14 protein-coding genes are annotated in these 13627 nt (G+C 66.8%); 3 read left to right on the top strand and 11 right to left on the bottom strand.

Annotated elements, in window-relative coordinates; translation table 11 throughout:
- Positions 1-293 precede the first annotated feature (293 nt).
- The 3 genes from ACZBJS_RS13005 to ACZBJS_RS12995 all read left to right on the top strand — a co-directional run bounded on the left by ACZBJS_RS13005 (position 294) and on the right by ACZBJS_RS12995 (position 3015).
- On the top strand, positions 294-812 hold the full coding sequence (locus ACZBJS_RS13005; protein ID WP_076826967.1) for a hypothetical protein: 519 nt from the start codon (positions 294-296) through the stop codon (positions 810-812).
- 150 nt (positions 813-962) lie between these two features.
- Entirely contained in the window at positions 963-1655 is a 693-nt protein-coding gene (locus ACZBJS_RS13000) for a response regulator transcription factor (RefSeq protein ID WP_168855370.1), read from the top strand.
- Positions 1642-3015, top strand: a complete 1374-nt coding sequence (locus ACZBJS_RS12995) for a sensor histidine kinase (protein ID WP_316393989.1) — start codon at positions 1642-1644, stop codon at positions 3013-3015. Before ACZBJS_RS13000 ends, ACZBJS_RS12995 begins: the two co-directional genes overlap by 14 nt.
- Positions 3016-3219: 204 nt before the next feature.
- On the opposite strand, the gene ACZBJS_RS12990 is transcribed toward ACZBJS_RS12995, so the two are convergent.
- From ACZBJS_RS12990 to ACZBJS_RS12940, 11 genes are read right to left on the bottom strand one after another with little or no spacing between them, the layout of a single operon-like run.
- Positions 3220-3846, bottom strand: coding sequence for an FMN-dependent NADH-azoreductase (locus ACZBJS_RS12990; RefSeq protein WP_316393991.1), 627 nt, complete (start codon positions 3844-3846; stop codon positions 3220-3222).
- Positions 3847-3855: 9 nt separating this feature from the next.
- Positions 3856-5427, bottom strand: a complete 1572-nt coding sequence (locus ACZBJS_RS12985; RefSeq protein ID WP_316393993.1) for an isochorismatase family protein — start codon at positions 5425-5427, stop codon at positions 3856-3858.
- 12 nt (positions 5428-5439) lie between these two features.
- Positions 5440-6288 carry an MBL fold metallo-hydrolase gene (locus tag ACZBJS_RS12980; RefSeq protein WP_316393995.1) on the bottom strand — a complete coding sequence of 283 codons (849 nt, stop codon included), beginning with the start codon at positions 6286-6288 and terminating at the stop codon, positions 5440-5442.
- Between the two features lie 51 nt (positions 6289-6339).
- Complete coding sequence (locus ACZBJS_RS12975) at positions 6340-7230, bottom strand: amidohydrolase family protein (RefSeq protein WP_316393997.1); 891 nt, start codon at positions 7228-7230, stop codon at positions 6340-6342.
- Complete coding sequence (locus ACZBJS_RS12970) at positions 7227-8345, bottom strand: vWA domain-containing protein (RefSeq protein ID WP_316393999.1); 1119 nt, start codon at positions 8343-8345, stop codon at positions 7227-7229. Before ACZBJS_RS12970 ends, ACZBJS_RS12975 begins: the two co-directional genes overlap by 4 nt.
- Positions 8342-9223, bottom strand: coding sequence for an AAA family ATPase (locus tag ACZBJS_RS12965; RefSeq protein ID WP_028338483.1), 882 nt, complete (start codon positions 9221-9223; stop codon positions 8342-8344). The genes ACZBJS_RS12970 and ACZBJS_RS12965 overlap by 4 nt, the downstream gene beginning before the upstream one ends.
- Before the next feature lie 9 nt (positions 9224-9232).
- Positions 9233-10255 (bottom strand): xanthine dehydrogenase family protein molybdopterin-binding subunit, encoded by a 1023-nt coding sequence (locus ACZBJS_RS12960; RefSeq protein WP_021075858.1) that lies wholly within the window; start codon positions 10253-10255, stop codon positions 9233-9235.
- Between the two features lie 2 nt (positions 10256-10257).
- Positions 10258-11850: a xanthine dehydrogenase family protein molybdopterin-binding subunit gene (locus ACZBJS_RS12955; RefSeq protein ID WP_316394006.1), complete on the bottom strand. Its 1593-nt coding sequence runs from the start codon at positions 11848-11850 to the stop codon at positions 10258-10260.
- Between the two features lie 12 nt (positions 11851-11862).
- A complete protein-coding gene (locus ACZBJS_RS12950) occupies positions 11863-12342 on the bottom strand; it encodes a (2Fe-2S)-binding protein (RefSeq protein ID WP_141343042.1) in 480 nt (159 codons plus the stop codon).
- A 6-nt stretch (positions 12343-12348) separates the two neighbouring features.
- Positions 12349-13167 (bottom strand): FAD binding domain-containing protein, encoded by an 819-nt coding sequence (locus ACZBJS_RS12945; protein ID WP_141343041.1) that lies wholly within the window; start codon positions 13165-13167, stop codon positions 12349-12351.
- A gap of 15 nt (positions 13168-13182) precedes the next feature.
- Positions 13183-13626, bottom strand: a complete 444-nt coding sequence (locus tag ACZBJS_RS12940) for an SRPBCC family protein (protein WP_141343040.1) — start codon at positions 13624-13626, stop codon at positions 13183-13185.
- Position 13627: the final 1 nt, after the last annotated feature.

Here is a 13627-nt window from a genome sequence, read left to right as displayed (position 1 = left end):
GCGATCCCTCGACGCCGTCGTTGTTCTCCGACAGCTGCAGGATTAAGAACCGCGGCCGATCGATTCAACGAGCGCTATCCGCCGATTCCAGCCAAATGTCCGTCGATCCCGGCCAACGCAATCGTGGCCGCCGGTCCGGGCAACTGCCGCTCGGCATGCCGGCGCGCGAATTCTAAATCCGGTGTCAGAATCTGGCGCATTTGTCAGTTGAAGTCGGGCATCGGCTTGCGTCTTCTGATCATGCTCGCGTGCGGCGATACGAATTCGCCGCGGTCCCAATCAGGGAGGGTTTTATGAAGAACAGGCTTCTCACGTGTCTCACGGCAGCGACGCTCGCTGTCAGCGTTGCGCTTGCACCCGCTGCCCTCGCCAGAGGCGGCGGTGGTGGCGGCGGACATGGCGGCGGCGGCGGCGGCTTCGGTGGCGGCCACGGCGGCGCTATGGGTGCCATGGGTGGTGGCATGCACGGTGGCGGCTTTGGCGGCGGCATGCATGGCGGTGGTTTCGGCGGCGGAATGCGTGGTGGTGGCGCGGCGTTCGCCGCCATGGGCGGCGGCGGGCATTTCGCAGGCGGGCGCGTTGGTGGTCCCCGCTTCGTCGGTGCACCGGCAATCGGCCCGCGCTTTGCCGGCGCCGGATTCCGCGGTTCGCGCTTCTTCCATCATGGCGGCTTCTTACGCCATCACCGCTTCCATCGCTTCGCGTTCATCGGTGCGCCCTATCTCTATGCCGGCTATGACTACGGCTGCTACCGCAGGGTATGGACGGCTTACGGTCTGCAATGGGTCAATGTGTGCGGGGACTATTGGTGATCGCCCAACCAACCGCACCGTTGTCGCGGTCGTCGCCAGACGTTCCATCCTGCCCCGGAATGGGATAGTCTGGCGGCGATCGTCGCGGGGCTGCCGCTCGGAGAGTTTGAGAACTCGGAGAGTTCGACACAGCTCGGAGAGTTCAGGAATATGACCGGTGCTCACCGCCGCATTCTCGTCGTCGAGGACGACCCGGAAACCGCGGATCAGCTCGTCGAGGAGCTCACCACCAGCGGTTATGATGTGGATCTGGCGGCGAACGGCCGCGAGGCGCTGAGCCAGGGTGCGGCGCGCGACTATGCCGTGATCACCATCGATCGCATGCTGCCCGACATCGACGGCATCACGGTGATGCGTCAGATGCGCGACGGCGGCATCGCAGTGCCGTTCCTGATCATCAGCGCGCTCGGCGAAGTCGACGACCGGGTGCGTGGCTTGCGCGCCGGCGGCGACGACTATCTTGTCAAGCCGTTCTCCTTTGTCGAACTGCTGGCGCGGCTGGAGGCCCTTGGCCGCCGCAGCGAGACCGTTGCAAAGGAGACCATCCTGCGGGTCGGCGATCTCGCGATCGATCTGATTTCGCGGACGGCGAGCCGCCGCGGCCGCAGGATTCCGCTGCTGCCGAAGGAATTCCAGCTGCTCGAATACCTGGCGCGCAATGAGGGCCGCGTGGTGTCGCGCGCCATGCTGCTGCGGCATGTGTGGGACCTGCACTTCGATCCCTCGACCAACATCATCGACGTCTATGTCGGACGTTTGCGCCGCAAGGTCGACGACCAGCAAGCCTATCCGCTGATCCACACGATCCGCGGCATCGGGTACTGCCTCCGTGCTCCTGGCTAAGACCCTCAAGTCGTCGACGTTCCGCCTGGCGTTGATCGCCATCGGTGTCTTCGGCCTGATCGTCTCCGCGATCTTCGCCTATGTCTACTGGTCGACGTTGTCCTATGTGCGCGACAGATCCGACCGCGCGATCAGGACCGAGCAGGCGAGCCTCGATGATGCCTATGCGCGGTCCGGCCGCGATGGCCTGACCGCGTTGATCGCGCAACGCGTCGCGGACAAGGGCTTTGCCGATCATGTGTATTTGTTGGTCGGTCCCGGATCGACCGTGCTGGCGGGAAATCTCAGACAGTGGCCGGCGGGCGCTGCCGAGAAGGGATGGGCTGAATTTCGTGCCTCCCTGCCACAGCTTTCCTCGGGCCCCTCCCTGCTGCGAGGCGTGACGGAAACCCTGTCAAACGGCGATCGGCTGCTGGTCGGCCATGACATCAGCGATCTCGACGGCTTCATGGCGCAGATCAGGGCCGCCGGCATTGCCGTCGTCGTGCTGATCATCGGGCTTGCGGCTGCTGCCAGCATCGGCGTCACGCGGCGAACCGTCGGCCGGATCGAGTCGATCAATGCGACCAGTCGCGCTATCATGCTCTCCGGCCTCGACCAGCGTATCCCGCTTCGCGGCAGCCATGACGAATGGGATCGCGTCGCCGAGAATCTCAATCTGATGCTGGACCGGATCCAGACCTTGATGGGAGACGTCAAGCAGGTCAGCGAAAATATCGCCCACGACCTGCGCACGCCGCTGACCCGGATGCGCGGCCGGCTCGAGAAGGCCTATCACGCCCCGCGGAGCGGCGAGGGGGATGCTGCGTTGATCGGCGACACCATCGCCGATCTCGACGCGGTGCTCGGGATGTTCGCGTCGATCACGCGGATTTCCGAGATCGAGACGCGAGCCCGCAAGGGTGCGTTTCGCACCGTCAATCTCGTCGAGATCGCCGCCGAGGTGGTCGAGCTCTACGATGCCGCGGCTGAGGAGGTTACCACCCGGCTCGACCTTGCCGGCGATCGGGCGGTGCTGGTTACCGGGGACCGCGACCTGCTGTTCGATGCGATTGCCAATCTCGTCGACAACGCCATCAAGCATGGCCGCGCGGGTGGGCGGGTGACGGTGACCTGCGACAACGATGAGCGAGGCGCGGTGATTTCGATCGCCGATGACGGCCCCGGGATACCCGCCGAGCAGCACGACCGCGTCTTCAAGCGGTTCTACCGGCTCGAGCAGAGCCGCTACACGCCGGGCAACGGCCTCGGCCTCAGCCTGGTCGCGGCGGTCGCGAGCCTGCACGGCGCACGGATCGAATTGCGCGACAATGCGCCGGGATTGTTGTGCAGGCTGGTCTTTCCCGCCGCGGAAACGTAGGGATGGCCGAGGGCGTCTGTGGTTCTACCCCTGGGTGCCGATGCACGGCTCACACCTCAGTCAACACACGTCGTCGTCGTGGCGAAAGCCTAGGACCCATTACCCCGAATGACAATTGTGATGCTGCGCTGGGGCCACGATCTCGTTTACATTCAGATTCGGTGGTTATGGGTTTCGCCAGGACGACGATGTGGTAAGAGCAGGTCAAAACCTCCCCGCCATCTCCACCAGCCGCCGGTGCGCCGCCTCGCGGGCGGCGCGGATCGGCTCGGTGGGCCCGGTGGTAGGGCCGATCGGTACGAAGCGCACGTCGCTGATGCCGATGAAGCGCAGCGCCTCGCGCAGATAGGGCGTTGCCATGTCGATGCGGCCGCGGTTCATGCCGGTGACGAAGTCGCTGCCGCTTGCGAGGATCACGATCGTCGGGCGGTCCTTGAGCAGCGGCAGGTAGCCCTGCGCCGGATCGAAGCGGAAGGCCAGCCCCGGCTGGATGATGACGTCGAGCCATTGCTTGAGCTTGTAGGGAATGCCGAAATTCCACATCGGCGTCGAGATCAGCACGCGATCGGCCAGCGACAGCCGCAGCGCGAGGCGCTCGGCGATTACGAAGGCGTCGTGCTGCGAATTGGTGAAGCTCTTGCCGCCGATCCGGGCGTATTTGGCCTCGAGCAGATACCCATCGAATTCCGGTAGCGGCTCGCGCCAGAGGTTCATCGCGTCTATCTCCCAGTCCGGTCGCGCCCGACGGAAGCGATCGAGAAAGGCACGTGCGCCGGCCGCCGATTCCGAGTCGGGGCGCGGTGAGCAGTTAAGGTGCAGCAGCTTCGGCACCGCGCCTCCCTAGCCAAGTGCCTTGATCACGGTGTCGGCGTTGGTCACGACGGAGACGTTCTGGAGCGCGAAATTGATCGCGGCGTTGTGCCAGTCGGCATTCATGGTCGAGCAGCAATCCTCCGGCACGATCATGAAATAGCCTTTGTCGGCGCCGGTGCGCGCGGTGTGCTCGACCGACATGTTGGTCCAGGCTCCGGTATTGATGATCATGTCGCGGCCGGTCGCCTTCAGGATGGTCTCGAGCCGGGTGCCCTCCCAGGCGCTCATCCGCATCTTCTCGACCACGAAGTCGCCCGGGCGCGGTTCGAGCCCCGAGACCGGTGCCGCGCCCCAGCTGCCGCGCACCATCGCCTTGCTGTCGACCAACCCCTCGAACAGCGGCGCATTGAGCGTGACGCCGGGCGCGCCCGGCTCGACGACGAACCAGACATGGATGATGGAGACGCCGCGCGCTCGCGCAGCCTCGGCCACGCGGCGCACATTCTCGACGACATGCTGCTGGCGGGCGTGTGCGGGCGCACCGGACTCGGCGAACGCGCCGCCGTCCATGATGACGTCATTCTGCATGTCCTGGATGATCATCGCGCAGCGTTGCGGATCGAGCTGCATCTCGCCGGCGGCGAGATTCGGCGCAGGCGTCGACGAGGCGGCGCCGGCGCCGCCGCGCTTGCCGCTCATATAGGGCTCGTGGCGCGGGCCGACCTTGGTCGGGATCGCATAGACCGAATGGGCCGCGGTCAGATAGAGCGTGCGGAAGTCGGCGCCGCCCCAGGCGAGGTTGGCGACGAGCTCGGGCAGGCGGACCTTGCCGAGCAGGTCGCCGGCGGGCGAATAGACCCAGACGCCGCCGGGCGCGGTGACCCAGACATTGCCGCGCTGGTCGCACTTCATGCCGTCGGGCAGGCCGGGCTCGAGCTCGGAGCGGATGCCGGAGGCGAACACGCGCGGATTGCCGAGCGAGCCGTCGGCATTGACGTCGAAGGCGCGGATCAGCGCCTGCACGGTGTCGTTGACATAGAGGATGCGCTCGTCGGGCGAGAAGCACAGCCCGTTCGGCTGCTCGAACAGGTAGCGGTCGACCAGCAGTTTCGGCGCGCCGCCGCCGGGCGGCACGCGGTAGACGCCCTGGAAGCCGAGCTGGCGCGGCCGTTCGACGCCATAGACCGGCATGCGGCCGTACCAAGGATCGGAGAAATAGATCGCGCCGGAGGAATGCACACAGACATCGTTCGGACTGTTGAGCTCCTGGTTCTCGTAATGCGAAGCCAGCACCTCGCGCCGCCCGTCGGGCCGCTCGCGGATCAGCGAAGACGTCGCGTGCTCGCAGACGATCAGATTGAGCTCCGCGTCATAGGTCATGCCGTTGCATTTGTTCGATGGCCGCCTGACCTCGACGACACCGCGCCGCGCATCCCAGCGCCGGCGCACATCGCCCGGCATGTCGGAGAACAGCAGGAAATGATCGGCCGGATGCCAGATCGGTCCCTCCGTGAAATCGAAGCCGGTCCCAACCTGGCCGACCGGCGCGTAGGGATCGATCAGGTCTTCGAACTCGCTGCGCAGCGTGACATGCGTCATCGCCTCGATCCTCTACGCCGGGAACCAGTTGCGCTGCGGCAGGCTCTGCACGACAGGCCCGGGTACCTGGTCATGCAGGCGGCCGACCACCATGCCGCCCTCGATCTTGGCCGGGCGATCGTGCACAGGAAGCAGATAGCGGGAGCTCGAGAGCAGCTTCTTGATCGCTGCCTTCTCGGCGCGCTTGCTGGTGCCGTGGTTGCCCGTGGTGCGCGGCTCGGCGTCGTGGATCTCGTTAAAGGGATTCACGATCTGGTCGTTGAAATCATAGATCACGTCGCCGCAGATCGTCGCAATCCCGTCGGCGGTGTGGACATGGATGTTCATCGAGCCTTCGGTATGGGCGTTGGCAGCGTCGCAATAGACGCCCGGCATCAGCTCGACCGGGCCGGTGATTTCGAGGTCGAGAAAGCGCAGCGCGCTCTTGGTGTGCAGGCGGTCGATCAGGTGCTTGATGTCCGGCGCCGGATACTGCGGGTGCATCAGGCCCGAGACGGAGTATTCCAGCTCCTTGCGGTTCAGCACGACGGTCGTGTTCATCGGGAACAGGTCGTCCTTGCCGGCATGGTCGATGTGCAGGTGGGTGTGACAGACGAAGCGGACGTCGCCCATCCGCACGCCGTGGCGGGCGAGCTGGTTCTCGATCATGTTTTCGTGGAACTGGAGCCCGCGCATGCCGAGCATCTCCATGATCTGGTTGGAGCGATAGCCGGTGTCGACCAGCACGGGATAGGGGCCGCCGAGGATCAGGAAGCCGAGCGTCAGCACGCGGCGGGTGCGGCCGCAATTGTGCCCGAGCACGAGGAAGCTCGATTCCAGCTCGATATCGCCATAGTCCAGAATCTTGATCTCTAGCGGCATCTGTCTCCCTCCCAATTCGTGTTCGTTGTTATGTTCGACCCCGCGGTGCGGCTATGGCTGTAGCCGATAGACCCGCGCCGCCGTCGTGCTGAAGATCGCATCGCGCTGTTCGGGGCTCAGCCGTTCGGCTGCCGCCTTGAAAGCGGCGACGAGATCGCGATAGCTGGTCCACAGCTTCTCGATCGGAAAGTTCGAGCCGAACAGGCAGCGGTCGGCGCCGAAGATCGCGACGGTATCGGTCACCACGCCGGCGATATGCGCGGCATCGTTGCGATGGATGAAGGTGCCGAGCCCGGACAGCTTCGACACCACATTCGGACATCGCGCGAGCCGCGTCATCCCGCTGCGCCAGGTGGCGCGGCCCTGCGGCGACAGGTCCTCCAGCATGCCGGCATGCTGCAGGATGAAGGTCACGTCAGGGCAAGCCTCCACGAGGCCGGCCGCATCGGCCATCTGCGGCGCGAACACCTGCAGGTCAAAACTCCAGCCGTAGTCGGCGAGGTGGCCGACATTGCGCCGGATCACGGGATCATTGCAGAGATCGGCACGCGCGGCGAAGCGGTACAGCGGGTTCTCGTGCCAGTGCAGCTGCATGCGCACGCCGTGCACCAGCGGATAGCGCTTCAATCGATCGAGTTGCGGGCGGACGTCGGCGACGGAGAAATCGGCATAGGCGACGAGGGCGTGCGGCCAGCCGTGCTGGTCCGCGGTCTGCTGCACCCAGGCGGCTTCGTCCTCGAATTGGCCGTTCGGCCAGTTGGTCTGGACATAGACCGAGCGGTTGACGCCGGTGCCCTTGAGGTCGCCGAGATACTCCTCGATCGGATAGTCGCGGCGGATCGGCTCATAGGGGCCGAAGATGCGCGGCTGCATCGGGCCGGACAGCCAGGCGAGATCGGCCTGCCGCCAGATGTGATGATGTCCGTCGACAATGCCAGTCACGCGGCTCTCCTTGTTCCAAGCGACAGCAGATGCGCGACAACAGCCGCGCTGGATCCGCCGTCCACGAGATCGTCGACAAAGCGCTGGATCGCGATCAGCGCCTCGGTTTGCGGCGTGAAGCCGGGCGAGGTTGCGAGCGGCGTCAGCCAGCTGACGCGCCAGGCCCGCCGCGACAGTTTTGCCACGGCATCGCGCAGCGCAGCCGGATCGCCGCGTTCCAGGCCGTCGGAGACGATCACGACCGCGGCGCCGCGGGCATATCCGCCGAATCGCGGCACGGCGAGGAACGCCTGCAGCGCATCGCCGATCCTTGTGCCGCCGTCCCAGTCGCTGACCAGGAAGGAGGCCGCGTTCAGCGCCTGCTCGCGCCGCTTCAGCCGCAGCGCCGGCGTGACTCGGGTCAGTCTTGTGCCGAAGGTGAAGACCTCGACATTGCCGGCCGCCTGCACCAGCACATGCGCGAGCTTCATGTTCTCCTCGGTGCGCGCCTTCATCGAGCCGGAGACGTCGATCAGGAACAGGATCTTGCGCGGGCGTTGGCGGCGTCGCGTCCGCCCGAGCCGCAGCACCTCGCCGTCATTGCGGACGCTGTCGCGCAGCGTGCGGCGCAGATCGGCGAACGGACCACTGCGTGCGCGACGGCGCCGGTGGCCGCGCCGTCGCGGCAGCCGCCGTGCCGCTTCGCGCGACAGTTTTCGCAGCGGATCGCTGGTCGCGGTCTGGGCAAAGCGGCGCTCGACCAATGCCTCGGCGCGCGCCGCGGCGAGGCCGGACTCATTGGCCTCGTCGGCAAGCGGCGGCTCGTCCTCGCCGCGGCCTTCCTCCTGCAGGCGAACGGCCTCTTCGTCCTCACCCTCGGCCTGCTCGATCGCCTCGGCGCCGCGGAAGTGGATGTCGAACAGCCGGTCATACGTCGCCCGGCGCTGGGGCGGCGGCGCCAATGTCGCGAGCCCGGCCAGGCGGATGTGCTCCAGGCTGCGCGGACCGAGCAGCTCGATTGCCGCGAGGAAGCTCGTCGTCTGCTCCGGCGCAACCGAAAAGCCGTTGGCGCGCAGCAGCGCGACGAACGAAACAAATATCCGCGCGGCGCGCGGCAGCTGCAGGTCGTCGTTCACGCGGCCGCCTCCGCGATGATCGCATCGAGCCGGGGCGAAATGAAATGCAGATCCTCCTCGTCCTTCAGCGCGACGCCGATCGAGCGTTTGAACGCGTCCGGCCAGCGCGCGCCGCCCTTGTTGAGCAGGGTCGCGGCCTCGGCCCAGTCGACCGCCTCGGCGATCCCGGGCGCCTTGCTCAGCGGCTCGCGGCGCAGCCGGCCGACGGCGGCGACCACCGCGCGGGCGGTGGCCTCGGCGACGCTGGACGCCCGCATCATCACGATGCGCGCCTCGCGCTCGGCATTCGGATAATCGATCCAGTGATAGACGCAGCGCCGCCGCAGCGCCTCGTGCAGATCGCGCGTCCGGTTCGACGTCAGCACCACGACCGGATGCTCTGCAGCGCGCACCGTGCCGCGCTCGGGGATCGAGATCTGGAAGTCGGAGAGGAATTCGAGCAGGAAGGCCTCGAACTCCTGATCGGCGCGGTCGATTTCGTCGATCAGAAGCACCGTCGCGTCGGGCGCGCGCAGCGCGGCCAGCATCGGGCGCTCGATCAGGAAGGCGTCGCCATAGATATCGATGCTCTCCTCGCCGGCCTGCCGGATCGCCAGCATCTGGCGCGGATAGTTCCACTCGTAGAGGGCAGCGGCGGCGTCGATGCCTTCGTAGCATTGCAGGCGGATCAGCCTGCGGCCGAGCACGGCGGCGATCGCTTTTGCAGCTTCGGTCTTGCCGACACCCGGCGCGCCCTCGAGTAACAGCGGCTTGCCCAGCGCAAGCGAGAGATAGGAGGCGGTCGCGATGCCGTCGTCGGCGAGATAATAGGCCGCGCGCAGCGCCTTCTCCAGCGCCTCTGGGCTGTCGATGCCGACGATGTTGCTGCGGACCGGCATGGAGAAACCTCAGCGCCGTGGCTGCGGACGCGCGCCGCCTTGCGCCCTGATGGCGCGCAACACCTTTTCCGGCGTGATCGGGAGATCGTCGATCCGCACCCCGACCGCGTTGAAGATTGCGTTGGCGACCGCAGGCAGCACGGGATTGGCGCACATCTCGCCCGGTCCCTTGGCGCCGAACGGACCGTCGGGCGCCGGGCGTTCCAGCACCGCGATGTCGTGCGGGCAGATGTCGCCCGGACCCGGCATCAGATATTCGACGAAGTCGCGCGGACCGTGCACCGGCTCCGGATAATAAGGCTCCGGCGTCTCGTAGAGCGCGTGGCTGACGCCCATCCAGGCGCCGCCAACTAGCTGCTGCTCGACCAGCCGTGGATTGAGCGCGCGGCCGAGTTCATAGGCGGAGTCCATCCGGACCATGTCGACCTCGCCGGTCTCGTCGTCGACCTCGACCTCGGCGACCAGGCAGGCATGCGCGTAGCATGTCGCCGGCGACATCTCGCCGGTCTCGGGGTCGACGTCGGACAGCGGCACCAGGAAGATACCGCGGCCGGAGATCGTCTTGCCCTGCTTGAACTGCGCGGCGATGGCGACGTCCTTGGTGGAGATCGAGCGATGCGGCGCGCCCTTGACGTGGATATTGCCGCGGCCGTCGGTCTCGAGGTCGGCGGCATTCACCTCCAGTTCCTCGGCGGCGGCCTCCATCATCACACCGCGTGCCTCGCGCGCAGCCGCCATTACGGCGTTGCCGACGCGATGCGTGCCGCGCGAGGCGAACGAGCCCATGCAGTGCGGGCCGGTGTCGGAATCCGCGGTGTCGACATAGACGTCCTCGACCGGCACGCCGAGCGTCTCGGCGCAGATCTGCCGCGTCACCGACTTCATGCCCTGGCCGAGGTCGATCGAGGACAGCGCCACGGTGAACTTGCCGCTCGGGTTGGAATGCACCAGCGCCTGGCTGGGATCGCCGCCGAGGTTCATGCCGATGGGATAGTTGACCGACGCGATGCCGCGTCCGCGATGCCGGGTCATGGTCAGCGCCTCCTGGTGCCGAAGACGGAAGAGAAGCGGGTGGCGCCGTGCGACGGCGCGCCCGGCCGCGGCGGCGGAGACGACGGTGGCGGCGAAGAGGGCGGCGGTGGCGGCGGCTCGCGGGTCGCGGCCGGCGCGCGGTCATACGTCGTGCGCTGCTGGGATGGTGAGGCCGGCGGTGCATGCGGCTCGCGCGGGGTCGGCGTCACGGCGGCTCGCGCGCCGCCACCATCCTTGCGCGACGACATCCGCTTGAAGTCTTCGCGGAGCGGCCACTTGGCCTTCTCCGCTGCGACCTGCACGCATTCGATCAGCGCGGTGTTCTTGGCCTCGCGGCGGTGCGCCTTCATGTCGCCGTCGCGATACGCATTGAGGATCCGGAACTCCATCGGGTCCATGCCGACGAGATGGGCGAGCTTGTCCATCTGGCATTCGATGGCGAAATCCATCGCGGTGACGCCGAAGCCGCGCATCGCGGTCGCCGGCGTGCGATTGGTGAAGACGCAGTAGACGTCGCCATGAACGTTCGGGATCGTGTAGGGGCCGGGCAGATGGGCGGCGCATTTCACCGCTGCATAGCTCGACAGCCGCGTATAGGCGCCGCTGTCGAAGTAGGCGCGCACCTTGCGGGCGACGATGCGGCCGTCGCGCATCACGCCGTCCTTGATGTAGATGCGCTCGGCGCCGCGCGGCGGCCCGTACTGCATCTCCTCCTCGCGCCCGAACACATAGCGCACCGGGCGACCGGTCAGCATCGCGCCGAGGATGCAGAGCGGCTCGGTCAGCGTATCGACCTTGCCGCCGAACCCGCCGCCCACGGTGCCGCCGATGAAGTGGAAGGTATTGGAAGGCACGTCGAGGATCTTCGCGCAGGTGTCCACCGAGAAGAACAGCGCCTGCGTCGAGGTGTAGACGATGTAGCGGCCGTTGGTGTCGGGAGCTGCGATCGAGCCGTTGGTTTCGGTCGGCGCGTGCTCGATCGGCGACATCTGGTAGCGCTGTTCCAGCACATGGTCGGCCGTCGCGAGTGCGCGGTCGGCATCGCCGAAGCGCAGCTGCTGGTGATCATAGGTCTCGTGATAGGTGAAGGTGTTCTTGGGATAGACCTCGTTGACCACGGGCGCGCCCGCCTTCAGCGCCTCCTCGACGTCGAACACCGCCGGCAGCGGCTCATAGTCGATCTTGACCTTTGCGATGGCCTCATAGGCCTCGCGCGGGCTGTCGGCGACGATCGCGACGATGGGTTCGCCCTTGTAGCGCACCTTGTCGACCGCGAGCGAGGGCTCGTCGTCCTTGCCGAAATTGATCAGGCTGAGCAGCGTGTTCAGGTTGCGCGGCACGTCGGAGGCGCGGATCGCACGCCGGACCCCCTGCGACCGCTCGGCCTCCGAGGTGTCGATGCGGCGGAGTCTTGCATGGGGATGCGCGCTGCGCACCACCTTCAGATGCAGCATGCCCTGCAGCTTGTGGTCATCGAAATAGGGCGAGGTGCCGGTGACATGGCCGAGCATATCCTGGCGCTGCGTGCCTTTGCCGATCTCCTTCAGATTGTCGTCGCGCTCGTCGGCGAAGATGTCCTTGCGCAATTCCAGCATGGCACTATTCCCTTACGCACGCGCCCGGCCGCCGGAAGCGGCTGATAGCACGGCGTTGATGATCGGCTCGTAGCCGGTGCAGCGGCAGATGTTGCCGGAGATCGCCTCGACCACTTCGGCGCGGCTCGGCTGCGGATTGCGGTCGAGCAGCGCCTTCGCGGCCATCAGCATGCCGGGCGTGCAGTAGCCGCACTGCGCGGCGAAATTGTCGGCGAAGGCGCGCTGCAGCGGGTGCAGATTGGGGCCGTCCTTGACGCCGTCGAGCGTCTCGACCGAGCGGCCGGCGACCGTTTCGGCGAGCGTCAGGCAGGAGAGATGCAGCTCGCCGTCGATCAGCACGCTGCAGGTGCCGCAGCCGCCCTGGCCGCAGCCGAACTTCGGCGTCATGTCGCCGATCAGTTCGCGGAGCGCGACCAGAAGGTTGGTGCCGCCGTCGACGAAGATCGCGACGTCACGGCCGTTATGCTGGAATTGAAGGGCAGTCTTGGCCATCACGAATTATTCCTGACCGGACAACAGACGGCGGAGATGCACGCCGACGATCTCGCGGCGATACCAGGCGCTGGCGAGCGCATTGTCGCCGGGTGACGTTCCCTCAACGGCTGCCGCAGCAGCTGCGCTGATGGTGGAGGCGTCGAGCGCGCGGCCTTCGAGCGCGCGCTCGACGGCACGGGCGCGGATCGGCGTCGGCGCCATCGAGCCAAGCGCGACGCGGGCGCCGACGATGCGGCTGCCGTTAACGGGCAGGTGCGCCGCGAGCGTGATCACCGCGCCGCCGTTGGGCTTGATGCGCGCGATCTTGCGGTAGCGGAAGGCCTCAATGCTGCCGGGCCTGGCAAAGGAGATCGCCAGCACCAGCGATCCGGCCTGCCGGTCGCGCGATTGCAGGAACTCCTCGATCGGAATCTCGCGCCCGCCGAGGCCGCCCTGGACGGACACCGTGGCATCAAGCGCGAGCATCGCGACCGTGAAGTCGCCATACGGCACCGGCGCGAACAGATTGCCCCCGACGGTGCCCATGTTGCGCACCGCCGGCCCGCCGATCGAGCGCGCCGGGGCGTGCAGGAAGGCGAGGTCGCGTTCGGCCAGGACGCGGGCGAAGGTGACGCCGGCGCCGAGCGTGATGCGCGAGCCGGTGGCATCGATCCGTGTCATCGCTTGGTCGCTGGCGCGCACGATGGTCGAGATCGAGATGTCGCCCTCGTTCAGCGCCCGCATCACCAGCGTGCCGCCGCCGAGATAGCGGGCGCTGCGATCCGAGGACAGCGCCGCCGCGGCGTCATGGGTGCTGGTGAAGGTCTTCACCGTGACTGGCATGATGGTGCTCTCCGCTTACGCGGCCTCCTTCAGATGCCGGCGGATGGCGTTGAAGCCGGCCTGGTAGATGTCTTCCGAAACCATCCGCGTGATGCGCTCGCTGTCCTCGGTTCGCGTCGTGAAGCGCGACTCCCAGTGCCAGAAGGTGCGGTCACCATCGGTGACCGGCAGCAGACGGACATGCGCCACGTAGTTGAACATCGGGATCGGCGTATCGAGCAGGCAGTAGCTGAACGATTGCTCAAGATCGGACAGCGCCAGCAGTTGCTCGCGCAGCTCGGCGCCGTCCTTCAGCTTGAAGCGCCTGACGCAGCCGATCTTGTCGGACGGCTGGGCGCGCTCGATGCCGCTGCTCGCGACCGCCGGATGCCAGCGGTCATGACCGTTGAAATCGCGCAGCACGGCCCACACCGCATCGGTCGGCGCATCCAGGATCGTGCTTTTGACGATATGCGGCACG

Source organism: Bradyrhizobium sp. KZN70725, from assembly GCF_055264925.1.
Note: the sequence above shows the minus strand (reverse complement) of the source record. Positions and strands in the feature narration are given on the sequence as shown.